This window comes from Bifidobacterium asteroides (assembly GCF_019469425.1).
In the GTDB taxonomy this organism is placed as follows: domain Bacteria; phylum Actinomycetota; class Actinomycetes; order Actinomycetales; family Bifidobacteriaceae; genus Bombiscardovia; species Bombiscardovia asteroides_I.
The window spans coordinates 1,435,512-1,462,224 of record NZ_CP048272.1 but is presented as its reverse complement, the minus strand read 5'-3'; the positions used below and the strand labels follow the sequence as shown (position 1 = coordinate 1,462,224).

General features: G+C 61.4%; 15 protein-coding genes, 1 pseudogene and 1 riboswitch. Of the genes and pseudogenes, 11 read left to right on the top strand and 5 right to left on the bottom strand.

Going from position 1 to position 26,713, the window contains the following annotated elements; genetic code table 11:
- The 5 genes and pseudogenes from GYM67_RS05955 to GYM67_RS05935 all read left to right on the top strand — a co-directional run bounded on the left by GYM67_RS05955 (window position 1) and on the right by GYM67_RS05935 (window position 6,982).
- Window positions 1-759 (top strand): response regulator transcription factor, encoded by a 759-nt coding sequence (locus tag GYM67_RS05955; RefSeq protein WP_220236052.1) that lies wholly within the window; start codon window positions 1-3, stop codon window positions 757-759.
- Window positions 740-2,704 (top strand): sensor histidine kinase, encoded by a 1,965-nt coding sequence (locus GYM67_RS09345; protein ID WP_309485622.1) that lies wholly within the window; start codon window positions 740-742, stop codon window positions 2,702-2,704. The genes GYM67_RS05955 and GYM67_RS09345 overlap by 20 nt, the downstream gene beginning before the upstream one ends.
- Before the next feature lie 86 nt (window positions 2,705-2,790).
- Entirely contained in the window at window positions 2,791-3,180 is a 390-nt protein-coding gene (locus GYM67_RS05945; RefSeq protein WP_015022102.1) for a cold-shock protein, read from the top strand.
- A gap of 67 nt (window positions 3,181-3,247) precedes the next feature.
- Window positions 3,248-4,201: pseudogene (locus GYM67_RS05940) on the top strand (DUF3027 domain-containing protein); the annotation flags it as partial.
- Window positions 4,202-4,333: 132 nt separating this feature from the next.
- Window positions 4,334-6,982 (top strand): ATP-dependent Clp protease ATP-binding subunit, encoded by a 2,649-nt coding sequence (locus tag GYM67_RS05935; RefSeq protein WP_220236050.1) that lies wholly within the window; start codon window positions 4,334-4,336, stop codon window positions 6,980-6,982.
- Window positions 6,983-7,365: 383 nt separating this feature from the next.
- Here GYM67_RS05935 and GYM67_RS05930 read toward each other — a convergent pair whose 3' ends face one another.
- From GYM67_RS05930 to GYM67_RS05915, 4 genes are all read right to left on the bottom strand, one after another.
- On the bottom strand, window positions 7,366-9,792 hold the full coding sequence (locus GYM67_RS05930) for an energy-coupling factor transporter ATPase (RefSeq protein ID WP_220236049.1): 2,427 nt from the start codon (window positions 9,790-9,792) through the stop codon (window positions 7,366-7,368).
- Window positions 9,793-9,825: 33 nt separating this feature from the next.
- Window positions 9,826-10,431 (bottom strand): ECF transporter S component, encoded by a 606-nt coding sequence (locus tag GYM67_RS05925; RefSeq protein ID WP_258561604.1) that lies wholly within the window; start codon window positions 10,429-10,431, stop codon window positions 9,826-9,828.
- A 5-nt stretch (window positions 10,432-10,436) separates the two neighbouring features.
- Window positions 10,437-10,571, bottom strand: a riboswitch (FMN riboswitch).
- A 138-nt stretch (window positions 10,572-10,709) separates the two neighbouring features.
- Window positions 10,710-11,480, bottom strand: a complete 771-nt coding sequence (locus GYM67_RS05920; RefSeq protein WP_220236047.1) for a histidine phosphatase family protein — start codon at window positions 11,478-11,480, stop codon at window positions 10,710-10,712.
- A 51-nt stretch (window positions 11,481-11,531) separates the two neighbouring features.
- Entirely contained in the window at window positions 11,532-12,311 is a 780-nt protein-coding gene (locus tag GYM67_RS05915) for a nitroreductase family protein (protein WP_220236046.1), read from the bottom strand.
- 173 nt (window positions 12,312-12,484) lie between these two features.
- Between GYM67_RS05915 and ppgK the strand changes: the two genes are divergently transcribed.
- From ppgK to GYM67_RS05895, 4 genes are all read left to right on the top strand, one after another.
- On the top strand, window positions 12,485-13,255 hold the full coding sequence (gene ppgK / locus GYM67_RS05910; protein ID WP_220236045.1) for a polyphosphate--glucose phosphotransferase: 771 nt from the start codon (window positions 12,485-12,487) through the stop codon (window positions 13,253-13,255).
- A gap of 74 nt (window positions 13,256-13,329) precedes the next feature.
- Entirely contained in the window at window positions 13,330-14,511 is a 1,182-nt protein-coding gene (locus GYM67_RS05905; protein WP_220236044.1) for a pyridoxal phosphate-dependent aminotransferase, read from the top strand.
- 131 nt (window positions 14,512-14,642) lie between these two features.
- Window positions 14,643-16,019 carry an MFS transporter gene (locus GYM67_RS05900; protein WP_258561456.1) on the top strand — a complete coding sequence of 459 codons (1,377 nt, stop codon included), beginning with the start codon at window positions 14,643-14,645 and terminating at the stop codon, window positions 16,017-16,019.
- Between the two features lie 71 nt (window positions 16,020-16,090).
- Window positions 16,091-18,328 carry a glycoside hydrolase family 3 C-terminal domain-containing protein gene (locus GYM67_RS05895; RefSeq protein WP_220236043.1) on the top strand — a complete coding sequence of 746 codons (2,238 nt, stop codon included), beginning with the start codon at window positions 16,091-16,093 and terminating at the stop codon, window positions 18,326-18,328.
- An 18-nt stretch (window positions 18,329-18,346) separates the two neighbouring features.
- On the opposite strand, the gene GYM67_RS05890 is transcribed toward GYM67_RS05895, so the two are convergent.
- Window positions 18,347-20,605, bottom strand: a complete 2,259-nt coding sequence (locus tag GYM67_RS05890; protein WP_220236042.1) for a hypothetical protein — start codon at window positions 20,603-20,605, stop codon at window positions 18,347-18,349.
- 200 nt (window positions 20,606-20,805) lie between these two features.
- On the opposite strand from GYM67_RS05890, the gene GYM67_RS05885 reads away from it, so the two are divergent.
- On the top strand, window positions 20,806-24,084 hold the full coding sequence (locus tag GYM67_RS05885; protein WP_472841095.1) for a tetratricopeptide repeat protein: 3,279 nt from the start codon (window positions 20,806-20,808) through the stop codon (window positions 24,082-24,084).
- Window positions 24,077-26,665, top strand: coding sequence for an NAD-dependent DNA ligase LigA (ligA, locus tag GYM67_RS05880; RefSeq protein ID WP_220236041.1), 2,589 nt, complete (start codon window positions 24,077-24,079; stop codon window positions 26,663-26,665). Before GYM67_RS05885 ends, ligA begins: the two co-directional genes overlap by 8 nt.
- Window positions 26,666-26,713: the final 48 nt, after the last annotated feature.

The following is a 26,713-nucleotide window of genomic DNA, read 5'->3' as shown; positions in this document are numbered from 1 at the left end:
ATGAGCAAACCGACGCAAGCACAACTGGTCGTGGTTGACGACGAACCGTCCATCAGGGATCTGCTGGTGGCATCCCTGCACTTCGCGGGATTTGCTGTCGAGACCGCGGCATCCGGCTCCGAGGCCATTCAGGTCATTGAGCGCATCCAGCCAGATCTGATTGTCCTGGATGTCATGCTGCCTGACATCGATGGGTTCACGGTCACCTCACGCATCCGTCAGGAGGGAATCGATGCGCCGGTGCTCTTCCTGACCGCCAGGGATGACACTCAGGACAAGGTCATGGGGCTGACTGTGGGCGGCGACGATTACGTGACCAAGCCTTTTAGCCTGGAGGAGGTTGTGGCCAGGATCAAGGCCATACTGCGCAGGACCCGCGAGCACCAGGAGGACGATCCGATCATTCGCGTGGGCGATCTGGAGATCAACGAGGATTCCCACGACGTCACCAGGGCCGGCCGACCCATCGACCTGAGCCCGACCGAATACAAGCTGCTGCGCTACCTGATGGACAACGAGGGTCGTGTGCTCAGCAAGGCCCAGATCCTGGACCATGTCTGGCAGTACGACTGGGGCGGCGATGCGGCCATTGTTGAATCCTACATCTCCTACCTGCGCAAGAAGGTGGATGGCATCACCGTCGGTGACGGACACGGTGGTGAGCGCAAGGTCACTCCGCTGATCGAGACCAAGCGGGGCATCGGCTACATGATTCGGGCACCCAGGCAGAATGCATCGGATGGCGGCGATGGCGACTAGTCCCCAGGATCCGACCCTCAAGGCAGAACCATCGGCCGCTCCCGACCCGAGGGCGGCTGACAGGTCCAAGGTCTTCATGGGTTCGGGCTCTGGCAAGGCATCCGGCTCCAGCAAACCGAGGGGTCGCTCCATGCCTAGGTCGCCTCTGGCTGCTATCCCCCTAAGCACCAAACTTGTGGCCAGCATGCTCATCCTGCTCATCGTGGGCACGGTGGGCGTTTCTGTAGCCATCTGCCAGATGGCCGACGACTATCTGATGAAACGCACAGACTCGCAATTGATCCGCCAGGCCAACCTGGGCATTCGCAACGCCACGCTTCTCCGCCAGGAGGATCTGAGCAAGAACGGCCTGGGCCCAACCGATTACTTCCTGCAGATACGAGACAACGATCTGCACATCATTTCGGACGATCTGAATCCCATGCAGGTCAACGGGGTCATCTCCCGCCCACGGCTGCCAGCCGACGGCGGCATGGGCTCGATACCCATGGGCCAGCCGACCACGGTGCCGGCCTATGTGCGCGTCCCTCAGCAGGCCTCGCCCGACCGGGACACCATGAAGCGAGCGCGGGCCCCTTGGCGGGTGGTGGCCATGCAGTGGAAGCTGCATAACGAACTGGACGATTCTGAAATCAGCGGCGTGCTCTTCATCGGCCTGTCCATGAGCGACCAGGACGAAGCTGTGCATGATCTGACGGCTTTCTGCATGATCATCTCCGTCGTGGTGGTCCTTCTGGGCGGCGTCATCTCGGTCCTGCTGATCCAGTCCACCCTGGTTCCCCTCAAGCGCATCGAGAAGAGTGCTGCAAAAATAGCGGCTGGCGACCTTTCCCAACGCATTCCCAGCTTCCCGGAGAATACCGAGGTGGGTTCCCTGGCAGCATCCCTGAATGCCATGCTGACGCGAATCGAGCATTCCTTCGACGAGCAGCGCCAGACCACTGAGAAGATGAAACAGTTCGTTTCAGATGCCAGCCATGAGCTGCGCACCCCACTGGCCGCCATCCACGGCTACGCAGAGCTTTACAGGATGCAGCGCGACTGTCCAGGGGCTTTGGAGCGGGCTGACAAGTCCATTCAGCACATCGAGGACTCTTCCACCAGGATGACGGTCCTGGTCACGGATCTGCTTTCGCTTGCCCGCCTGGATGAGGGCAGGGGAATCGACCCGACCCTGGCGGTCGATTTGACTGGACTGGTGCGAGACGGGGTGGACGACCTGCATGCACTGGACCCCGGCAGGCAAATGGCTACAGGAAAGGTATGCCTGCATACCGAGGATCAGCCAGCCCCCCAGGAGGTCCCGGTCGCAGCCAACAAGGGTCTGCCAGGCCTCAAAGGGCGCAGCAAGGAGAAAATCACCGTGGGCGGGCACCTGGGTCCATCTGTCAGCCTGGACATTCAGGAGGGCCCCTTGCCCCCGGTGCAGGTGACTGGCGATCCTAGTCGTCTGCGTCAGGTGATTACCAATATCGTGGGCAATATCCACCGCTACACCCCATCTGATTCGCCGGTTCGAGTGGGATTGGGCCTGGTCAAGGCGACCATCGCTCCAGCGGATCTGACAAGGTTGGAGGCCGCTGAATCCTCTCTGGGACGATTGACTGAGGCGATCCAGGTGGCAGAGAACAGCCATGTGGGCACCGACTATGCCGTCATTCGCGTGGTCGACCACGGGCCGGGCGTCCCGGAGGAATCCAGGTCCAGGCTCTTCGAGCGCTTCTATACTGCCGACCCATCCAGGGCTCGGGAGAAGGGCGGCACGGGGCTGGGTCTGGCCATTGTGCAATCCATTGTCAAGGCCCATCAGGGGTTCATCTGCGCCTCGCAGACCCCGGGGGGCGGCTTGACCTTCACCATCGTCATACCCCAGGGCGTCAGGCGGGATCAGGGAGGCGTTGAGGATCAGGCTAATCCTGCCGCCAACCGTCCCGTACGCCTATGACAAGATGGGTCGTCCTGACTGTCCAGGTCAGGTAGACTGATTCCGTATATACCTGTTCAAGAAGCAACGTAAGGAAGTGGCAGAGCATGCCCAGCGGGAGAGTACGGTGGTATGACGCCAAGCGGGGGTTCGGGTTCATCACGGATGAACAGGGTGGGGATGTCTTCCTGCCATCATCAGCCCTGCCTGCTGGGGTATCCACCATACGCAAAGGATCCAGGGTGGAGTTCTCGGTGGCTGAGGGACGCAAGGGCCCCCAGGCCCTGGATCTGAAGCTGGTGGGGCCGACCCCCTCCATTCTGCGTGCCAAGCGACCTGATCCGGACGATATGGCTGCCATCGTGGAGGATCTGATCAAGCTGCTGGATTCGGCTGGCAATGGCCTGCGTCGGCACCACTATCCAGGTCGGGCCGAATCCGCCAAGCTGGCTACCCTCCTGAGGGCTGTGGCCGATGACTTTGACGTGCCGGACTGAGTGGACGGCGAGAAGAATCCGACAAGGATCGGTTGATCCGGTCCCACTGATGATGAAGGTGTGATAGATGGTTCAAGAGGACTTGGATCCTGAGGAACTGGCCAGGCGGGTAGCTCTAAGCGTGGCTGCCGACAGCGATGAGGTTGGTGGGCTGGTCGACCGCACCCTGATCGGGGATGGAGTCTGGGACTACCGGTTCGCCTCGGCTATCAAGGGCTACGAGGGCTGGCAGTGGTCGGTCACCCTTTACCGTGATGAGGATGCCGGTACCTGGACTGTGGATGAATCGTCTCTGGTGCCCACCGATGCGGCCCTGCAGCCCCCGGCTTGGGTTCCCTGGAAGGATCGCCTGCTGCCCTCGGATCTGAGCGTGACCGATGCCATGGGAACCGACCCCGCCGACCCCAGACTGACGGCCGGCTACAAGCCTGCGCAGGCTAGGCCTCAGAATTCTGAAGTGCAGCCGACCTCAGAGGACAATGAAGAGGGTCAGAAAGCATCTGCCCCGGTTGATGCTGACGGTGCGGTCTTCCGCCTGGCAGACCGCTCAGGTGACGAAAAAGACGTTCGCGAGCAGGAACCGGATGGTCAGGTTTCCTTCGGTGCACAGACATCTTCCGACGACCTGGATGAGGCCGTCGACCGCTTCGCTCTGACTCGTCGGCACTTGATGACCGCCGAGGCCAGGTCCGCCACAGCCAAGCGCTGGTACGAGGGGCAGCACGGTCCCAAGTCCCTGTCGACCCGAACGGCCAAGGGCAAGGCCTGCGAGACCTGCGGCTTCATGATTCCCCTGGCAGGTGATCTGGGGTCCATGTTCGGCGTCTGTGCCAATCGTTGGAGCCCGGACGATGGGCGTGTGGTCTCCCTGGATCATGGCTGCGGGGAGCATTCCGAGATCGAGCCCCAGGAGGAGTCCCATCTCTGGGTCCAGTCCCAGCCGGCCTATGACGATCTTCATATTGATGTGGTCAGGCAGAAGCCTCGCGAGGAGCGCCCTGAGGTGGAACTCATGGAGCAGATGCAGTCGGAAGACGGCTCAGAGGAGTGATTCCAAGGCCTCGTTGCGTTCAGAGCGCAATCCCCGGTGGGCCGAGAATAAACGTCACCGTAAATCTGTAGAGTGAATTACGGATCAAAGGGAAGGACAAGTATGTTCGAACGGTTTACCGACCGTGCGCGGCGGGTGATTGTGCTGGCGCAGGAAGAGGCCCGCACTCTGCAGCACAATTACATCGGCACCGAGCACCTCCTCCTGGGCCTGATCAGGGAAGGTGACGGTGTCGCCGCCAAGGCCCTGGCCTCCAAGGGCGTGGAACTGGATGCCACCCGCAAACAGGTAGAGGAGATGATCGGTAAGGGCAATGCGGTTCCCAATGGGCACATCCCATTTACGCCGCACGCCCGTCAGGTCCTGGAGCTGTCGTTGCGTGAGGCGCTTCAGCTGGGACACTCTTACATTGGCACTGAGCACATTCTGCTAGGACTCATCCGCGAGGGTGAAGGTGTCGGCACCCAGGTGCTGATCAAGATGGGCGTGGACCTGGGCGATCTGCGGACCGCCACTATTGACATGATTCGCGGCAGCCACGAGGGGGGCGATGCCGGCAAGGGCGATCTGGCCAACGCCGGTGGCGTTTCCAACAAGAGCGGACAGACCGGTTCAGCCATCCTGGACCAGTTCGGCAGGAACCTGACCCAGGAAGCCGCTGAAGGCAAGCTGGACCCGGTCATCGGCCGAGCCAACGAGATTGAGCGGGTCATGGTCGTTCTGTCCAGGAGGACCAAGAACAACCCTGTGCTGATCGGAGAGCCCGGTGTAGGTAAGACCGCCGTGGTCGAGGGTCTGGCGCAGAAGATCCACGAAGGCGATGTGCCCGAGACACTCAAGGGCAAGCAGGTCTACTCGCTGGATCTGGGCTCCATGGTGGCCGGTTCACGCTACCGGGGCGACTTCGAGGAGCGCCTGAAGAAGGTGCTCAAGGAGATCAAGACCCGGGGCGACATCATTCTCTTCATCGATGAGATCCATACCATCGTCGGCGCAGGTTCGGCTGACGGGGCTCTGGGAGCCTCTGACATGCTCAAGCCTCTGCTGGCCCGCGGCGAACTGCAGACAATCGGAGCAACCACTACCGACGAGTACCGCAAGTACATCGAAAAGGATGCAGCCCTGGAGCGGCGTTTCCAGCCGATCCAGGTTTCTGAGCCCACTATCGCCCAGACCATCGAGATCCTCAAGGGCCTGCGCGGCCGCTATGAGCATCATCACCACGTCACTATCACTGACAAGGCTCTGCAGTCGGCGGCCGAGCTCTCTGCGCGCTATATTCAGGACAGGAACCTGCCTGACAAGGCTATTGACCTGATCGATGAGGCCGGCGCTCGTCTGCGCATCAAGCGGCTGACTGCACCGCCGGAGCTCAAGGAGCTGGACGCCAAGGTGGATCGTATCTCCGCTCAGAAGGACCAGGCCATCAAGGACCAAGACTTCGAGAAGGCCGCTCAGCTGCGCGACAGCCAGGAGAAGCTGGAGGCCGAGCGCAAGGAGAAGGAGCAGGCCTGGCACGAGGGCGAGTCCGACGTCAAGATGGTTGTCGACGAGGATGTAATCGCTGAGGTGGTCTCCTCAACCACCGGCATCCCGGTCTTCAAGCTGACTCAGGCCGAGTCCAAGAAGCTCCTGGGTATGGAGAAGGAGCTGCACAAGCGGATTATCGGCCAGGATGAGGCTGTCTCCGCCCTGTCCCGCTCCATCCGTCGCACCCGAGTGGGTCTCAAGGATCCCAAGCGTCCCGCAGGTTCCTTCATCTTCGCTGGCCCCACCGGCGTGGGCAAGACCGAGCTGGCCAAGGCGCTGGCCCAGTTCCTCTTTGATGATGAGGATGCCCTGATCCGGGTGGATATGTCCGAGTTCTCGGAGAAATACTCCACTTCTCGTCTCTTCGGCGCACCTCCAGGGTACGTGGGATACGAAGAGGGTGGCGAGCTGACCGAGAAGGTCAGGCGCAAGCCGTTCTCCGTGGTCCTTTTCGACGAGATCGAGAAGGCTCATCCGGACATCTTCAACACCCTTCTGCAGGTGCTGGACGACGGTCATCTGACTGATGGACAGGGTCGTATGGTGGACTTCAAGAACACCATCATTATCCTGACCACCAACCTGGGAACCCGCGACATCGCCAAGGCGGCCAACACCGGCTTCAACGTGAGCGGCAACACCGAGACCTCCTATCAGCGGATGAAGGACCAGGTGACCAGCGAGCTCAAGCAGCAGTTCAGGCCCGAGTTCCTGAACCGCCTGGATGACATCATCGTCTTCCAGCAGCTGACTGAACCCCAGGTTCGTCAGATCGTCGATCTGGACATCACCCAGCTCAACGATCGTCTCTTCGAGCGTCACATGTCCCTGGACCTGACCGACAAGGCCAAGGACCTGTTGGCTGAAAAGGGCTTCGATCCGCTTCTGGGTGCCCGGCCTCTGCGCCGCGTCATACAGCGGGACATTGAGGATGCCGTCTCCGAGAAGATCCTCATGGGTGAGCTTACAGACAATGAGTCCGTTCAGGTTGATGCCGAAGGCGAGGGCATCCTGGGCGAGTTCACCTTCACCGGCAAGCCCTTTGAGGGACCCAGGCATGCGGCCAGCTCCGCTGATGGACAGGACCAGAAGCCCGAACTGGTTGGAGCTTCGGTCGGTTCTTCCGAGGCTGATGTTCCGCCAGTAGGCGAGGCTGACGGCCAGAGCCAGGATGGCCAGGGTCCTGAGCAGTCTGGCCAGAGTTCGCCTGCTGGTGACTGAGATACATGGTTAATGCCTGACGCGGCTGACTGAAGTGGGGCTGGAGCACTTGGATAGTGCTCCAGCCCCGCTTATTTGATGCTGCCGAGGATCGGTGCTGATCTCTGCAATATCGTTCGTGAAGCATCGCTTGAAATATATAGTGTCTGTTGGCAGAGTGAGCTCCGCATTCGCCTTGCCTTACGAGTCCGTCGAAGGGCTCGATCGTTTTCTTATATCAGCTTCGAGGCAGCGATGAAGTTGACAGCGACTGACCCCAGCGTTCCCAGGTCAGCCTTCCATTCACAACGGCTCGTTTGCTTAAGTAGTCAAGGACTCAGATGGTTGCGGGATGGAGCACTTAAGCCAGGCATGGACTAAGTGCTTGACGCGGCCCTGACTGCTCAGAACAGGGGATGTAGCAGCAGGGCCAGAAGGTAGAGGGACATGAGAGCGATGAACAGGATGTCCATCCTGCCCAGTCGCAGCAATCGGTAGTGGGTGCGTTCTTGACGGCTGCCCTCATAGCACCGGGCGTCCAATGCCCGGCTCAGGTTATCAGCGTGGCGCAGGGCTCCGGCGAAGACGGGGACTGTGATGGCTATGGCTGCATGCAGGCGTTGCGAGAGCGAGCCGGACTCGATGGATCCGCCGCGGGCGGCCTGGGCCTCAACGATGGCCTGAACTTCACGTCCCAAGGTGGGGATGAAACGCAGGGCCAATGAAAGGACCAGAGCAATCTCATTGGTGTGTATGCCCAGCTTTGACAGTGGGCTCAGCAGGGATTCACAGGCATCGGTCATCTGCGTCGGCGTGGTGGTCTCCACTAGGAGCGCTCCCAGAAAGATAATCAGCATAAAGCGGCAGGCATAGAGTACGGCCACCCAGATGCCGCCAGTGGTCAGCACGAATGGGCCCCAGGCAGCCAATTTCCGGCCGGTTTGCGTGACCAAAAGATTGAACAGGGCCAGCAGAAGCATGAGGGCCAGAAAGCCTTTGACCGAGTTCATGATGGAACGCAGTGGGGCCCGGGCGGCGGCAAAGAGACCCACAGTGACCACCAGCGCCAGAACAAGCTGCCTTGGCGTGGAGATAGCGAAGGCGGTGAACATGGCTAGGAGGAAGGTTGCCAGCTTGGCTCGCGGGTCAAGTCTTGCCAGCAAGGACAGGGGTTTCTGGTCGGTCTGAGTGCGATTGGTTTCCTTCTCCGCTGCTTCTGTTGCCAGCAGTTGATGGTAGCGCTTCACGACTTCAGCAGCAGGCCCATAGGCCAGTGTTTCTCCATGCTCCAGGAGCAGGGTCTGGTCGGCCAGGCCCAGGGCCTCACGATCGGCGTGCGTGCTCATGACGATGGTGACACCGCGCCGATGGAGCACTCGAAGCAGTGTCATGATGCGTGCGCAGGCCTGGGGGTCGAGACTGGCAGTGGCCTCGTCCAAAACCAGCAGTTGCGGGCTGCAGGCCACGACTCCGGCGATGGCCACCAGGCGCCGCTGGCCCCCCGAGAGGTCGAAGGGGGAGCGGTCGGCCAGATCACTGATGCCCAAGAGCTTCATGACTTCATCCACCCGATGCTGCACCTGTTCGGGCCCGTAGCCCAGGTTGTGTGGACCATAGGCGATGTCCTGGGCAACAGAATCCGCAAAAAGCTGATGTTCGGGGTATTGCATGACATAGCCGACCCGTTGGCGCAGCAGCTTCAGATTCTGGCGCCGCAGATGCCTGGCCTTGGGCCGGTCGGGTCCGGCCAGGGGCAGGCCGGCCACCTGGATGGACCCGCTGTCGGGAGTGGCCAGGGCGCAGATGAGCCTGGCCAGTGTGGACTTGCCGGATCCGTTACGCCCGATGATGGCCAGGGTCTGTCCTGCCGCCAACTCCAGACTCACATGGCTGAGCGCTTGGCCGTCGGCATCGGGAAAGCTGTAGGAGACGCCCGAGAGTTTGACCATAGTATCAGCCCGATCGCCGACCGTAGATTTCGTATCCGCATGTATCGTCGCGCTCTGGCTTGATCTATTCCGATCCGGTTCGCTGCCTGCCTGCTGGGCATCTTCGCGGGCAAGGACAGGCAGGTTTTGTCCGTCCAGAATCCGGACCGGGTTTCCTGAAGCCAGGATGTGCCCATGGTCAAGCACGAGGACCCGATCAGCATGCCTGGCCTGCTCGAGCAGGTGGGTGATGTGGACGACAGCTGTGCCCTGGGCCGTCAGCCGACGCAGAATTGATTGGATCTCCTGTCGACCGGCCGCGTCGAGCATGGCGCCAGGTTCGTCCAGCACCATCATGTTTGGATTCATGGCCAGGCTGCCGGCCAGGGCCAGTCGTTGCTGCTGCCCGCCAGACATGCGGGTGGGATTATCATTCATCCGCGTCTGCAGATCTACCTGCTTCAGGGCCGCTGGGACACAGGAAAGCATCTTTTGGCGGGGCATGCCCAGATTTTCGGGTCCAAAAGCCACATCGTCCTGGGCAACGGTGGTTACGATCTGGTCTTCAGGGTTCTGAAAGACCATGCCGATGCTCCGCCGTGCCTGTCGGTAGGCCTCAGTATCGATATGTCGGCCCTGACCCGGCGTATCGGAGCAGACGGATCGGCCCATAAGCTCGACCTGGCCGTGGTCAGGTGCCGTCGCACCCGAGAGGATGCTTCCCAGAGTGGATTTGCCGGAACCATTTGCTCCCAGGATGCACAGATGTTCGCCTGCACGCACTTCCATGGACAGGTGGTCCAAGGCCCAGGTCCGGCCTCCGTCATAGGAGAAAGAGACCTGGCTGAGCCGGGCGACGGTCGCCTTCGAATCCGCTGAATCCGGGACTGGGGATTGGTCCATGGATGCCGCCATGACGTTCCGAACCGCCGTGGCCTACTTGTTGATCAGTGTGGAGATGGGCTTGTAGAGCAGGAAGGTGACCACGCCGTGGATGGCGAACTTCATCAGGTTGAAGGGCAGGAGGATCGGCACGATCATGGCGACCACCTTGGCCATGGACATGTGTGCGTAGAAGGGTGTGATTACCACGTTGCACAGGATGGCTGCGATCACGCCCAGAATAGCGCCGGAGACGATCCCGATGACCGCTCCCTTACGGCTGTGCAACCTGCGGTAGATCAAGGCTGCCGGCACGCTCAGGGCCAAGGCCACGATCATCGAGATCAGAGCGCCGAAGGGGTTGGTGAACAGGTGAGGAACGAATCCCAGGATGGAGATGATGGCGGCAGCCGCTGGTCCGAAGGCGAAGCCACACACCAGGACGACGATGCCCGAGGGGTCGTATTTGAGCCAGGGGGCCGCAGGAAAGATCGGGAAGGAGAAGAAGCTTAGAACCATGGCCAGGGCTACGAAGAGCGCGTAGACTGCGATCCGCTTGGTAGACCAGCGTCCTGAACCGCCCGCTCCTGTGGAGTGGACATCATTGAAGCGCGTGTCCTTGTTTGCAACGGTGTGTGTATGAGAATTGGGCATGCGCATAGAGGGCCTCGTTTCTTCCATCCGGACTGTAACCGTTGGCTTCGGACTTCGACCGATATCCACCGCTTGCGCGGGTCGCGGGCTCCCGGTATTCAGCCGGATACCGCCAGTAAGGACTTTCACCTTCCCTGAAACTGATGATTTCAATATAGCTGTGCTCTTTGGAATGGTCAATTCCCTCTCGCCGCTGGTGCATTTTTAAGACACGTCAGGAAGGAAATAGAGCCGCTAAAAATCTAACAGTCAGAGAAGTGCAATGCGCCTGACAGTTCTGCCTGCTACTCGTCCTGACTTCCTGCTCGGAAGTACTCCATGGAGCCGACCGGGCCCGCCAGGCGGAATCCGTCATGCCCATAAATCACCTTGGTGACTGCCGTGTTGTCCATGCCGGGAATGGGGCAGTGGTCGTCGATGGCCACCAGGAACTGTTGCAGGCACATGCCCGAGGAGACCACCAGGACAGGTCCGCCGCCCTCTTCGATTGCGGACTGGGCGATGCGTGTCAGCACCGCGATCATCCTGCTGCGGACCTGGGCCGTGGCCTCAGCCCGATCCTGTTCCTCCAGTCCGGCAGACAGGACGTCCTGGGCATCCAGCCGGTGGAAGGTGTCCTGCATATGGACGGAGATGTTCCTGCCGTAGGCCGCCTTGGCCGTAGCGAAGTCCTTGAAACCCATGGCGGCGCAGACCTGGTCCAGAGTGGTACGCTCGTCCCGACCCTCGAAACTGCCGAAATTATCCTCGCGCAGGTCAGGGTCAACGCCCACGCGCAGGTCCCCATTGCCGGACATGTCGAGGGCCAGACGGGCCGTTTCATATTGTCTGCTCAGATTGCCGCTCCAGGCTGCCCGGAAACGAATGGGCCGCAGACCCCGGCCGAACTGGCGCACGTCCTCGCGGCCTAGCCTGGTCAGGGGGAAATCGGACCACCCCTGCATCAGGTGCATGACATTGGCCGTTGTTCTGCCGTGTCGGGTCAGGTAAAGGGTGGTCGAACCTGCTTCAGTGCTCGGTTCAGTGGCTGACTGTGATGATGCTCCATTGTCCATAGGTCATCACCCTACACGGCCCCCTTGCCTGATCACGGGGTACAGCCATGGTCAGGACCTGATAAAGCGGCCTTTGTCGCCCCAGGTCCATGTGCCGCCTCCGGCTCCGATCTGAAAGTTCATTTTGGCTATGCCCAGATCAACGGCGGAACCATAGGCGACCGAGGGGTCCAATGTGGCGATCGCATCGCCTGAGCCCTTGTCCCAAGCGAATAGCACTGGCTGCCCATTCATGGCTGAAGGAGCCTTGGCGGCGGCAGCCACGCCGGCCTTGAACCATTCCGGAGCATCTTGGCGATCCTGCGCGCTCATGGATGAAGTCAGCTCCTCGTAGCTCTTGGAGGTTCGATGCTCGCTCTGACGTCGGCAAAGCTTGTCGAAGTCCTGGTTGCCGTAGCCGACCTGGTCGGCCGGATAGCCGATGGTGACCACTAGATAGAGCGACTGGCCGGGGGTGATCCGGCAGTGGCGCTCGGCCGCCTGGCGGTCCCAGCTGCCCGACACCCATCCTGTCCCCAGTCCGTATAAGGTGGCGGCAAGAACTATGCGCTCGCCATAAAAGCCGGCTTTTTCCAGGCTCTTCTGATCATCTTTGGGTCCGACTAGGGCAAGGTAGTTGGCCGCATTGGCCAGGTGGCCGGAAGCGTTGTCGGCCGCGAAGGCGTCGGGTTTGCCCAGAACCAGCTGCATGTCCAGGCCGCTCAGCGTGTTCAGAGCGTTCAGAGTGCTGCCCAGCTGCCTGGCTAGTTCGGGATCGATGGGCTTGGGATCGTATTCTCTGGTGGTGATTCGCACGTTGACTGCGTCAATAAGCTGTGTATGTTCGGTCATAACCTCATTATTCCACCCAATTCTTTTCACTGCATGTAGTTGCACAAGGCCGGCGGAATGGTCTGCGCTTGGTCCGGCTTGTGCCGCTGCCGAGGGTTGCAGAGACATGGCTTGGGGTACAATCGCTACCGTGCCGGTTCGGACCCTCATCTTTGATCAGCTAAGGAGCAGCAATGATTGAAACAGCGCAGGCTTTTGGAGTGGATATTGGTGGATCCGGCATCAAGGCTGCCCCTGTTGACCTGACGATCGGCGATTTTGCAGAGCCGCGCAAGAAAATTCTGACCCCGGAGCACTCGACGCCGGAGGCTGTAGGAGTCGTGGTCAAAGAGCTCCTGGACCGCTTCGAAGTTTCCTCGGACGTACCTGTGGGCATCGCTTTTCCGGCACCTGTTAAGCCTGACAAGCCGCTTGATTTCATGGCCAACCTGGATCAAGCCTGGGTGGGAACCAATGTTCAGGAGGTCCTTTCCAAGGCCTGCGGCAGGCCCGTCAGCGTTGTCAACGACGCAGATGCGGCCGGCCTTGCCGAGGTACAGTACGGGGCGGCCAAGGGACAGAGGGGTCTGGTCATCGCCACTACGCTGGGTACCGGCATCGGCACGGCTCTGATCTACAACGGTGTTCTGATCCCCAACAGTGAGTTGGGCCACCTGACGCTGGACGGCAAGGACGCAGAGAAGTACGCGGCCTCTTCGGTGCGCGACCGCAAGAAGCTGAGCTATAAGAAGTGGGCCAACCGTCTGACCAAATACTACCGACTGCTTGAGCACTACTTCAATCCCGATTTCTTCGTCGTCGGCGGCGGTGTCAGTCGGATGAGCGAGAAGTTCCTGCCTCACATTGACATCAAGACTCCCATCGTGGCTGCCAAGCTGCGCAATCAGGCCGGCATTGTCGGCGCCGCCTATCTGGCTGACCTTCGGCAAAAGCGTCTGGGGTGAAGCAGGGCTTTTCTGCGACCAACTTGTTTGGGACGTTCCGGCCACTGCTGGATCGCATGAGGAGCTGAAGAATCGTGCATTTTTCTCACCGTACAGGGTCTGACCGCCTCAATCGCATTGCTCTGGCCGAGTCAGGAGCACGCTCCCAAGGGCTCAAGCTGGGCAGGCTGAATGATTCCAACCCCACCCGCTTCGGACTGGCCCCCTCGTTCCTGCCCCAAGTCTATGAGGCCGAACCGAGAGGACCTCGTGTGGCCCGCCAGGCCCTGGCTGAGTTTCTGACCAGGCGTCAGGAAGCGAATCAGAGCGTGGACGGTGCGGCGGTCGATCCTGATGACCTCTACCTGCTCTCCTCGACATCCCAGGCTTATTCCTGGCTGATGAAGCTTCTCTGCGATCCGGGTGATGCCATTCTGGAGCCCAGGCCTGGATATCCCCTGATCGAATCCATCGCCGGTCTGGAATGTGTCCGGACAATTCCATACCGCCTGGCCTACGACGGATCATGGGTCCTTGACCTGGCCACGGTCAGACAGGCTCTGGAAGGACCTGAGGGCGATTGTATCCGCGCTTTGGTCCTTATCAACCCCAACAATCCCACGGGTTCCTACATTCACCCGGAAGAACGCCGGTCGCTGCTGGAACTCTGCCAGCGGCAGGGGGTGGCTATCATAGCGGATGAGGTCTTCTTCGATTACCCGCTGGACCCCTTGCCGGGTCGTGCCCGGCTGGCTGGTGAGGATCGGGTGCTGACCTTCGCCTTGGACGGATTCTCGAAGAGCCTGGCAGCTCCCCATGCCAAGGTGGGCTGGATCCAGGTTTCCGGGCCGGCCGACCAGGTTGCCGAGGCCAAGCGCCATCTTGATCTGATTGCGGATGATTACCTGCCCATGAGTCTTCTGATCACCAGGGATATGGAGGCCATGCTCTCGGATATTCCTGGCCAGACCAGCCGAGTGGGTGAACGTGTCAGGGGCAATTTCGAAATCCTGAGACAGACACTGGTTCTAAAGGAGTCCTGCCTCTCTCTGCTCAGGCCTGAGGCTGGCTGGAACGTTCTTCTTCGCTTCCCTCAGGTCATCGACGAGGAGGAGCTGATCCTTCGCTTGATCGGGTCCTACGGGCTGACTGGCCAGCCCGGATACTTTTTCGACATGCCAGGGAATGGGTATCTGGCCCTGTCGCTCCTGCCTGAACCCTCGGAATTCCAGCGGAATGCTGACTCAGTCGTGTCAGCGATTGAAAAACAATTGTGACTGTGGCCCGTTTGCTGGCTGGTTTGCTCCGATAATAAGTTCTAAGTGACCATTCATCATGGAAGGGGGAGATTGGTTAGGCTCAATGATGAGCCACTGACTGCAGGGTTGCACAGGAAGGAAAGACGATAATGGGGAACGGAAATAAGGGTCAAAGGAGAAATCCAGCTGAGGGGGTTGGCGCTCGAGTCGGGGAAGACATCAAGGCCATGGCCTCCGCAGATGAGACCGGAGGCGCCGCAGCGGACCGGGGCATTGACGCGAGCCTGGCTCCGGACACGGGCAGAAGGCTCAACAATGCGGAGAAGGTCCGCTTTGCCATTGGCTTCGTCCTGGTATCCCTGCTCTGGGCTGCGCCCTTTACCATGGGATCCGGGGTCCTCCTGCCGCAGATTTTCAATTCCCTGCATGGGGTCAGCGCTGAAGCGGCTCTGGGGACAATGAATTCGATCGGCTGCGTGTTCGCCTTAGTGGCCAACGTTGTTTTCGGTGCTCTCTCAGACATGTCGAGGTTCCGAGTCGGCAAGCGCACCCCTTGGATCGTGTTGGGCGGAATTATCGGCGCCCTTGGTTTTCTGCTGGTTATCCAGTCCCATACACTTGCCATGATCATCCTCGGCTGGTGCATTGTGCAGGTGGGCATCAACTGCCTGATAGCCCCGGCCGTGGCAGTCCTTTCAGACAGGATTCCTGAGTCGACCAGGGGAACCTATTCGGCACTCTATGGCGCCAGCCAGGTCATCGGCCAGCAGCTGGGAACCATCATCGGCAGCTCCTTCATAGCCAGCATCCATACAGGCCTTGTAGTCGCCATGATCATCTTCCTCTTCTCTGGTATCCTCACTGTGTTGATCTGGCCCCGGGAGAAGTCGGCTGCCAACACGGTCGTGGAACGAACCTGGGCAGATGTCGGCCGGTCCTTCATACCGCCCACCAAAAATTGCCGCGACTTCTACCTGGCGCTTCTGGGCAGGTTCACTTTCGTCGTCGGATGCTTCATGATCCAGGGCTACCAGCTCTACATACTGCAAAAGTACTGTCACCTGAGCGATGCCCAGGCCGCATCCACACTCAAGATCATGGCCCTGATCTCAGTGGTGACCACCATCCTGGCCTCCGTGGTTTCGGGCCCGCTTTCGGACTTTCTGCACAGGAGAAAGGTGATTGTAGCCACTAGCTGTCTGATTCTCGCTATCGGCATACTCTTCCCATTCCTGATGCCAACTGCAACGGGTATGTACATTTATGCCGCCCTGGCTGGAATCGGCAATGGCTGCTACATGTCAGTCGATCAGGCGCTGAACGTCGATGTGCTGCCGAACGCCAAGGAGGCAGGCAAGGATCTGGGCATCCTCAACCTGGCCAATACGATCGGTCAGGTGATCGCTCCCGGGTGCACCACGCTGGTCATTGGACTCTTCGACGGCTACAGGATGATCTTCCCGGTCGCCATCGCCTGCCTGCTGGTGGGAACCGTATTCATCATGATGATTCGCAAGGTCAAGTGAGTCTGAAAACCTGTAATCCGGACCTGTGCTGAGCAGCGGCCCGGCCAACCAAACCCGAAAGGAAAAAAGACATGACAGAAGAATCGCGTACCAAAGCCAAGGATTTGGAACTGCAAGAGGAGGCCTCGCTGACCTCGGGATCCGACTCCTGGCACCTGCAGGGACTGACCGACAAGGGCTATGAAGGCTATATGATCACCGACGGTCCCTATGGCCTGCGCAAGGCCACTGGCTCCGACGTCTACGGATCGGTCCCGGCCACCTGCTTCCCCCCGACAGCGGGACTGGCCTCCTCCTGGAACCCTGATCTGACCTACCAGGTGGGCCAGGCCATGGGCGAGGAGTGCGTCCAGGAGAAGGTGGCCGTAATCCTGGGACCCGGTATCAATATCAAGCGCAGCCCGCTGGGCGGTCGTAATTTCGAGTTTTACTCGGAGGATCCTGTGCTGGCCGGGCATGAAGCCGCAGGTTTGGTCGAAGGGGTCCAGTCCAAGGGGGTGGGAACCTCTCTGAAGCACTTTGCAGCCAACAACCAGGAAACAGACCGGCTCAGGGTCAGCTCTGACGTGGACATGCGCACCCTGCGCGAGATCTATCTGCCGGCCTTCGAATATGTGGTCAGGAATGCCAAGCCATGGACCATCATGTGCGCCTACAACAAGCTCAACGGGGTCTTCAGCTCAGAGAACCGCTGGCTGCTGACGGACGTTCTGCGCGGTGAGTGGGGCTACCAGGGCATGGTCATGTCCGACTGGGGTGCCGTCCACAACAGGGTCAATGCCTTGCAGGCCGGGCTCAACCTGGAGATGCCGCCTTCCCGCACTGACGACCAGGTAGTCCAGGCCGTACAGGTTGGCAAGCTGGACAAGGAACAGCTGGACCGCATGGCCCAGGGGGTCCTGGACCTGATCGAAAAGGCCCGTCCGGCCATGTCCCGACAGGATTATCGCTACGACGTCCAGGAACACAACAACATGGCTCGTCGAGCGGCCCAGGAGTCCATCGTCCTCTTGCGCAACGAGGACCGGATCCTGCCCCTTGACCCGAAGGAGAAGATCGCCGTCATCGGTGAGTTCGCCCGGACTCCGCGCTACCAGGGCGGAGGCTCCTCGCACATCACACCCACCGAGGTCTCCTCGGTCCTGGGTGGCTTCAAAGAGGCTGGCATAAATGTGGACTTTGCTCCCGGGTTCACGTTGGACGAGAAGGAACAGGATCCTGCTCTGACCCAGCAGGCGCTTGAGGTAGCGCGCGGAGCCGACACCGTGGTGCTCTTCCTGGGATTGCCTGAATACGCCGAGTCCGAGGGCTTCGACCGCACCAGTATGGATCTTCCCGACAAGCAAGTGGCTCTGCTCAGGGCCGTGTCCGAGGTCAACGACCGGGTGGTTGCCGTCCTTTCCAACGGAGCAGTGGTGACGGTTGCCGATTGGATGGACAATACCAAGGGTCTGCTGGAAACCTGGTTGCTGGGCCAGGAGGGCGGACGCGCCGTGGTGGATGTGCTGACCGGTGCCGCTAACCCCTCGGGTCATCTGCCTGAAACCATTCCGGTCCGGCTGGAGGACAACCCCACCATTACCTCCTTCCCTGGCGAGGAGGGTCACTCCCGCTATGGCGAGGGCGTCTACGTGGGGTACCGCTACTACGATACTTTCCAGCGACCAGTGGCCTTCCCCTTCGGATTCGGGCTGTCCTATGCCGACTTTGCACTTAAACAGATTGCGGTGACCAAGACCGGAGCCAACTCGGCTCGGGTGGAGGTGACCGTGACCAACACCTCGCAGGCGGATGGCGCTCAGACCGTGCAGGTCTATGTGGCCCCCTGCTCCAGCCGGGTGAATCGGCCCAGCCATGAGCTCAAGGCCTTCACCAAGGTCTTCCTGAAAGCCGGACAGTCCAGCCGAGTGAGCATGGACCTGACTGAGCGCGACTTCGCCTACTGGTCAACGGTCATGGATGGCTGGCATGTGGAGGCGGGCACTTACCGCATCCAAGTGGGCACCTCCAGTCGCGATCTGGTTGCGGAGCAGGACCTGCAGGTGGATGGCGACGGCCGCTTTATTCCGTTGAACGCTGAATCGACCATGGCGGAGTGGCGCGAGAATTCGATCGGCGGGCCCATCCTGCGCGATCGTATCGAGCAGGATGGCATACCTCTGCCCGACGATCCCAATACAGCCCAGCTCTTTGACACCATGCCCCTGGCCTCGGTGATCACCCTGTCGGGCGGTGATGGCAATGGCATCGTGGCCGACATGGTCGACCGGTATCACCAGGCCCTCAAGCAGCAGGGTCTGGACTCCTGATACCGTAGTCGGCTGGGCTCAGGGTGCTAGGAACCAGACGGCTACGTTCATGGCCTGACTGGGGTCGAAGTGCTCCAGCAGGACTATGGCGTTGACCAAGGCCAGGACCAGACCAGCCAGGCACCCCAGTGTCAGCAGGCTCATGACGGCCGCTTCCGCTGCGGGGCGGCCGTCTTCATATGTCGAGGATGCGGCGGCCATGGCCACAACGGCGACCAGGCAGACCAACCAGGCGAAATCAATGGTGTAGCGCACCGAAAATCCACCCAGATAGGAGTCTGCAGCCATGACCAGGGCTGCCAGAGCCAGGGCCAAGACCAAGGCGGGCATCCATCCCCGACGCTGTAGCTCTTTTCGCACCCGGGGCAGAGCAAGAAGAGCAAGGGCCAGCGCGAGTGACGGGGTGGTGACCAGGAGCCCGCCCAGGCCAGGCTCGGTGAAGTGCCAGACCCGCATGGGAGCGGGGGAGAATTGCAAGTAGGGGAAGACCGGCAGGGTGGTCAAAGGTTGCAGCAGGTAGTAGCCAAAGATCTGAAGCAGGCCCTGGATGCCGGGATGGTAGTTGGTCAGGTCCAGGACGGTCATCTGATACCGGTTGCCGAAATCCAGCAGGGACCCGAAGCGCCAACGGTTGTACCAGAGCAGAGGGGCGGCGACCAGGAGGACCGGCAAGAGGCAGCAGGCCAGCAGGGACAGTGCCCGCCTCCGGGACATGCCAGCCGGATGGCGTCCACGCGTGAACAGGGCCTTGACGACAGTCCTTATCTCCTTGACAAACAGGGGCAGCGCCAGCAGGCCGGCAGCGAAGAAGGTGGGCCGACAGCCCAGGGTGGCGGCCACTGACAGCGATCCCAGAAAGAGCCGAGATTTGGACAGATGCCAGGGTTGGTCCCCGTCCTCCACGGTCCACATCCGTGTTGATCCACGCCCCGAACGCTCACCGGCGTTTGCAGCCTGTCGCTGAACCCGTCTGGCCCCCATCCAGAGCCAGAGCCCGGTCATGACCGCCAGCAGGGAGGCATCGAAAGGGATCGTATAGAAGTTGCGGCGGCACCAGAGGTAGACCATGCCGGATCCTCCCAGCATGGTTATAAGGGCCATGCCGACCACGGCCAGATTGACTCGTGGGAACCAGCGGGCCAGCAGGCGGATGGTAGCTAGGGCCGTCATGACGGTGGCCGTCGCGACCAGCAGGGCCGCAGCCGAACTGGTGGGCAGGGCATAGCCGCCCGGATGCACCAGGCTGGTTATCACTCGGTAGGGCAGGAAGAGCAGCAGCACCGGCAGGACACCGAAGTAGGAATACCAGTGGCCGCCCCGGTAGACGTAGTCCCAATATATGGGTTGCTGGTCCTGGGCCAGCAGCGCGTTACGGGTGGCTATGTCGAAGGGGTTGGCTGCCTTGGCCAGACCCGGCGCCTGGCCCAGATCCAGCCAGGGGCATCCATGCAGCAGGGCCTGAGCTACGTGGTCGTACTGGTTGAAGTCGTATACGTAGGCGTTCGGCTGGTGATAGGCCATGGGAGTGAAGGTGGACAGATCGTGCTGGATGTTCCAGCAGGACCAGGCTGCCAGCGGAGCCAGAATCATGGCCAGGGCCAGATGCTGACTCGCTGAGCTTGTATCCAGCCGGGTCCGCCAGAGGACCGAGCCGGGCAGGTAGCCCAGGATCAGCGCCGCAAAACAGGCCAGCATCAGTATCCGCGCCGGGTTGAGGTCCAGGGGGACCACCTTTGCCGGGGTCATTCCGCTCAGCTGCAGCCTGGACCCGATGGGCTCCTGTATCCATAGGCGCATGGCCTGGATCCGGGCGCCGTTGGGATTCCCTCTGACGCGCAGATAGTGGCTGCGGGTCTGACCGGGGCAGATCAGCCCTCGGGTGCCCTGGATCCAACCCCTGTCGCCGGCCAGGCGCAGGTCAAGACGTACATGGATCTGCGACAGGGATGGACCCTTGATGTCTTCTGCCAGATGGGCCTGAACGAAGGATGCCTGTCCATCGGCGACAGGGACATCCATCCAGGCCCTGGATGGATCGGTGACCTTTAGTCTTCCGCCCGGCAGTGTGGACAGCCCTGGTCCCAGCCGGTCCGGTCGGGACTGAGTGCTGTCCGTAGTCCTTGCCGAAGAGTTTGAGGAGGAAGCCGCCAGCGACTGCCAATGAGCCAGATTGAATACCCCCAGTTCGAGGACAAGCACAACGACAAGTGCTGCCAGGAGGCGGATGGTCGTGCCCCTGGCCGGGGTGGGGCGTCGCAGGACTGGCAGAATCATCACGGTTTTATTCTAACGGCGACATGTCGGGCTGGATTGGGACAATCGAAAGTATGTCCAAGAACGCGAAGAAGTCCCGGGGGTTCGGGGATCTGTCCGGCCTGGGCCGTTCCATTCTTTCCGCACTGGAGGGACTGGCAGGCTCCTCTCGGCCGACCACAGGGGGTCGCGGAGATCATCCCCTGAATTCTTCGGCGGCCGACATGATCAATCTGATCAACCGGACGGGGCGTCATCCTGATGATCGTCAGATGCGCGCTTTTCTGGCCTCCCACAGCCGTATTTTAGGTGTCGCTGTCAAGCGTCGGCTCTTCCCCCGCTTACAGGGCGTGCCCGAGGGACTGACGCTGGGCTGGGTCCAGTGGCCAGATGCGCCCGGCCGCGGCTTCGCGCTGGGAGTCTTCACCGATCGTCGTCACTTTGCTCAGATCGCTCTGGCCGACGATCATGGCCGGGTTTTCATCGGCGAGCAGAGCCGGATGGACTTGCAGAACATGGAGCCTGCCTTCTTGCTGGGCCGGGAAGAGGAGGTGACCCTGGCCGACGGTCGTCGGCTGGGCCGTGATCTAGGTCAGGATTCGGGGCCGGTCCGCGCCCTGCAGGGTGCTGTAGCAGGCAGAGACGATGCTGGCCACATGCGTTGGCTGGCCTCCTGGCTGCGAGCCGATGGCCGCTATTCACTCGAGCAGCTGCGTCCACTCCTGCCTCCTGAGATGCGCCAGGACCTGGAGTACCGGGATGCCGTAGCCATTGCCTTCTTCGCCGCCTGCCTGCTGCCGCGCATCCAGGGAACCTTCACTGGGTTCGGCTCGGGTAACATCTTCTACCGGCTCAACCGGGAGGCGCCCATGGGAGCCATCCGACGCAGCGTGGGCGACATGATCCAGGCGCGCTCCCACGGGCAGCGGGTCTCCGGCCTGGAGGATCTGTTCGCCGACCTGATGCGTGAGGCTGGGGCACTCTCGCCCGTCTCGGGTCTTGAGGCCGTTCATGGGGCCGAGCCCCTGCATCTGTATGCCTCCTCTTATTCAGGGGCTTACTTCCTGAGCTGGGACAACGGACTGGAGTTCACTGCCGCTCTGGCGGCCCTGCGCATCGAGGGCAATCTCAACAGGTTTGCCGCTGTCAGCGCCTGGCTGGAGCGCAATGCCCGGCTGGGAACGCTGCCCACTGAGGACTCGGTCAACCGTGTCCAGGCAACCCGGCTGGACCAGGCCCTTTTGGATGATCCTGCCATTGTCGCCCTGATGCGCCCGGGGGACTATCCGATTCGTTTCGACCCCCTGGAGGACGACGGGCGGACTGCTATCAACGCCATGGTTGATAAGGCTGCGGCCACCGCCGTCATGGTCCGACAACAAGCTCCCCAGGCTCTGCCGGTGCGAGCGGACGGCCAGGGCCAGGAGCCGGTGCGATCCGAGTGGGTTTACCGGCAGACGCTGTCCATGCTGGTGCGATCCCTCCGACTGCCCTTCCGTTTCGATGTAGAGTTCAGGTCAAACCTCGCCCAAGGACAGGTGGCCCTGGCCTTCACCGCGGCAGGACGCACCATGATGCCCTCCAGCCGTTATGAAGACCAGTCAAGGGCCTGGCGGGATCTGAACGACGGTGAGCGTTCCGCCATGAGTGCTGACTACAACCTGCGCGTCGGGCTGATGATGGCTGCCCTGGCCTTTGGGGTGGATCCGTCCGTGCGCGAGGTCAGCCTTCAGATTGACTCCATCGGTCTGGAAGAGGCAGTCGACCAGCAAAACTCGGCCATCAGGACCATGATGGGACAGGCCCTGGAGGCTTTTGAGCGCATGCGTTCCGGCGAGGTAGCCCCCACTGGGTCCAAGGCTGATCCCAAGGATGGCGATGTGCATGGCGATCCCGCCAAGCCCATTGCCTCCCGGATGGCTCCTGAGCAACAAGAGGGAAGTGAAGAGGACAAGGCCGAGGATCAGGGCGAAAAGGAATCCGTAGACCGAGAGTTCAAGGATCTTATGCAGGGCGTGGACCTTGACTCTGCCGCCTTTGCAGCGCCGTCATCAACCAATGGGTCCGATTCGGATGAGTCGACCGCCGATGATACAACGAACGACGATGTCTCGGGCGAAGACGCCTCTGCTGATCAGACTGACGACGGATCCCAGAATCCGCTCAGCGCCTTGCAGAGCAATCCGACCATTCGAAACCTGGTCTCGGTGGTCTTCAGCAGGGAACTCTTCCTCTCCCGCATCCGTTCGCAGGGTCTGAAGGATCCATGTGCCATCTACCGCTTCTTCGATGCGGCCATGCAGGTGGATTCTCAAGGCGGGCTCAAGCCCACTGAGGCTGTCTTCGACATGCGCGATGACCGCTTCAGCCCGCATGGCAGCCAGGAGGAGCCCGAGTTTTCCGAGGTGACCTTTGCCGACAAGTCCGCCAAAGCCCTGGGCGCGCATAAGGCCGTGGACCTTTCAATCCAACGGGCCGACCTGCTGCAGAGGGCTGTAGGCGGCTTCCACCAGCTGGCTTCAAACCGGACCATGACATCAGCAGCCAAGGCCCAGGAGGCTACAAGCATCATCCAGAGTATTGGCGACCCGGAGCTGGAACAGCTGGCCCCACAGGTCGCCAGCGCCATGATCGACGGCACCCCTGTTCCCGACTTTGACTTCTCCTTGTCCTCCCAGCTGGACAAGGTGCGCGTCAGGGCCCGCGATCTGCTCTTCTCCGGCGGCGCAGCCCAGGGCATACAGGTTGAGCAAGACGCTATCGCCCATCTGGATGCCGTCTTTGCGGCCGAGGACCAGGTGCCCCGCTACTTCAATTCCTATGCCGAGCGGGTGGTCTATAACCGCCTCTTCGCTACACCGGGGGAGCGGACCCTGCTCATCCCTGACAACCTCTTCTACGCCCACCTGGAAATAGCCGACTTGCTGGCACAGCTCAAGGAGGACCAGGCAGCCCTCAAGCATCTGAACGCCATGGTGGCCTATGCGCCCGCCTACCCGCTCTCCCACCTGAAGCTGGCGGTCATGCTGGCCAACCGCGAGGACTGGGATTCGGCCCGGGCTGCCACCCTGAACGCCTTGCGGGTGGCCCTGGACCGGGACGATGCCTCCTTCGCCTACTACCGCCTGGCTTATGCCTCATGGATGCGCGACGAATTCGACGTAGCTGCAGCGGCCTACCTGATGAGCGAGCACATCAGTCCCGACCGGATACCAGCCCTCAAGAACGAACTGTCTGAGCTGCAGGCCAGGGCCCGCTCCCAATGCGTGGTCCTGCCCGAAGATCACAGGCAGGCACGCCGGGTGCTGGCTGAACACGGTCTGCCGGTCTGGCCTCACACCGAGGTGGCTTCGATAGTTCGCCAGGCAGCACGCATCTGTGTGGACGGCGGGCTCTTCGTCCCGGCCCGAACATTGTCAATGGCGGCCGCAAGGATGAACGACGACGATAATGAAGGTGTTGATGTGGTACAGGCACAGTTCATGAGGTCGCTCAATGCATGACAAAACAGCTCGGGAAGATATCCAGCAATCCAGTGACGAGGGCGGGAATGCCGATTCCAGGCCCAGGCCGGGCACTGACCGATGGATAGCCTCTCTTCAACCAGACGATGCTGATGCCATGCGACTGGGGGAGCTGGACTTTGAATCCTTGGGAGCCCAGCAGGCCCAGCGCCTCTGGTCTAGGCTGGCCGCCTGGGTGGAGTCCGACCAGGTCGCCTACTATATAGACAATGCGCCGGTCTCCTCCGACGCGGCCTATGACGCCAGGATGCGCTGCCTGCAGGAGCTGGAGTCCCGCTTCCCCAGCCTGGACACTCCCCAGTCGCCGACGCACCGGGTCGGAGGGACTTTCTCCAACGACTTCGCCTCCGTCCGCCACCCCTCCCAGATGCTCAGCCTGGATGACGTCTTCAGCGTCGCCGAGCTGCGCCAGTGGTATGACGGGCTGCGCAGCGAGCTCGACTGGCCGCAGGACAAGGCCCTGCCCATGACCAGCGAGGTCAAGATCGACGGCCTGGCCCTCAACCTCCTCTACCGCAACGGGGTCCTGGAGCAGGGCCTGACCAGGGGGGACGGGGTGACCGGTGAGGACATTACCCTCAACGTCAGGACTATTTCGAGCATTCCGCAGAACCTGTCCGGGCCGGCCCGCGACATCCCCGAATTCGTGGAGGTCCGCGGCGAGGTCTTCATGCGGTTCGACGACTTCAACGCCTTGAACGAGCAACAGGAGCAGGAGGGCAAGGCGCCCTTCGCCAACCCCCGCAACGCCGCCGCCGGATCCCTGAGGCAGAAGGATCCGCGCATCACTGCCAGCCGCCGTCTGAGCTTCTACGCCCATGGCCTTGGCTCTCTGAGGTGGGGGCCAGCCCATCCCAAGGGGACTCATGACGAGGTCATCGACCAGTCCCAGGCCTACGACCTCTATAAGCAGTGGGGGATTCCGGTCTCCCCCCACAACCGGGTCGTCACGTCCTTCGACCAGATCCTGGACATGATCGACTATTACGGCCAGCACCGCAACGACATCGAGCACGCCTTGGACGGCATCGTGGTCAAGCTGCAGGACCGGGATCTTCAGCGCAGGCTGGGCGCCACCTCCCGTGCCCCCCGCTGGGCCGTGGCCTACAAGTACCCTCCGGAGGAGGTCAATACCCGGCTTCTGGACATCACCGTCCAGGTGGGCCGAACCGGGCGGATTACCCCGGTGGCGGTTCTCACCCCGGTCACCGTGGCCGGTTCCACGGTCTCCAGGACCACCCTCCACAACGCTTCCGAGGTCAAGCGCAAGGGCATTCTGATCGGGGACACGGTCGTGGTCCGCAAGGCGGGCGATGTGATTCCCGAGCTGGTCGGACCGGTCGTCGAGGCCAGGAAGGGGCGCGAGAAGGACCTGAGACCCTTCGTCATGCCCGAGATCTGCCCCAGCTGTGGCGCCCGTCTGGCTCCGGCCAAGGAGGGCGATGTGGACATCCGCTGCCCCAATGTGGAGTCCTGCCCGGCCCAGCTGACTGAGCGGATCATCCACATGGCTTCGCGCAAAGCCCTGGATATCGAACATCTGGGGGAGCAGAGCGCCATAGCCTTGACCAATCCCGATGAGAACCGGCCCGATTCCGTTGAGGTCTATGCTCCTGGCCTGCGTGCGGTTCTGGTTGACCAAGGCGGCCAGGCAGCCCCCTACCAGCCGGATCCGGATCTGAAGCTTCCGCCTCGGCAGGATCCTGTCCTGACCAGCGAGGCAGGCCTCTTCGACCTGAAGGCGGAGGATCTGCGCCAGGTTTATGTCTGGCGCGAGGTCCCCCTGATGGAGCAGGCGGAAGTCGAAGGTCGGCAGGGACGAGCTGCGATCAAGCGCCGGACTGGCGGCAGCGGCCTGTGGTACCGTGTGCCTGCCTTCTACAACCTGCCCAAAGGCGATCAGGCAGGCCACGGCGAACGGGCCATGAACAGCCATGAGACCCAGGCTCAGGAGGCTGCACTGGGCAGTGCTGATGCCCAACCCTCCAGGAACACCCTGCAGATGCTCGAAGAGATCGACAAGGCCAGGCATGCCGACCTGTGGAGGGTTCTGGTGGCCCTATCCATCCGGCACCTGGGACCGACCTCGGCCCGGGCCATAGCCACCCGCTTCCCGTCTCTCGAGGCGGTGGAGGAGGCCAGCGTGGAGGACTTGTCCGAGCTGGACGGCGTGGGCCCCGAGATCGCGCACTCCATCCACGACTGGTTCCAGGGCGCCCGACAGCCCAACGACTGGCGCGGGCGCATCCTGGATTCCTGGCAGGCCGCCGGGGTGGGTGCTCACGTCGAACGCAGCACCAAGCCGCAGACCCTGAAAGGCATGACCGTGGTGGTCACCGGCAGCCTGGAGGACTTCTCCAGGGACTCTGCCAAGGAGGCCATCGTGGAGCGCGGCGGCAAGGCCTCCGGATCCGTCAGTAAAAGGACCACCTATGTGGTTGTGGGTGCCAACCCGGGCTCCAAGGCTGACAAGGCTGAGAGTCTGGGCCTGCCGATCCTGGACGAGGCGGGCTTCCATCGCTTGCTTGATACCGGCGATCCCAACCCAGCACAAGGCTGATTGTGACATTCGCAATATCCGACCAGCCGCGCCCTGGCAGCGGATGGC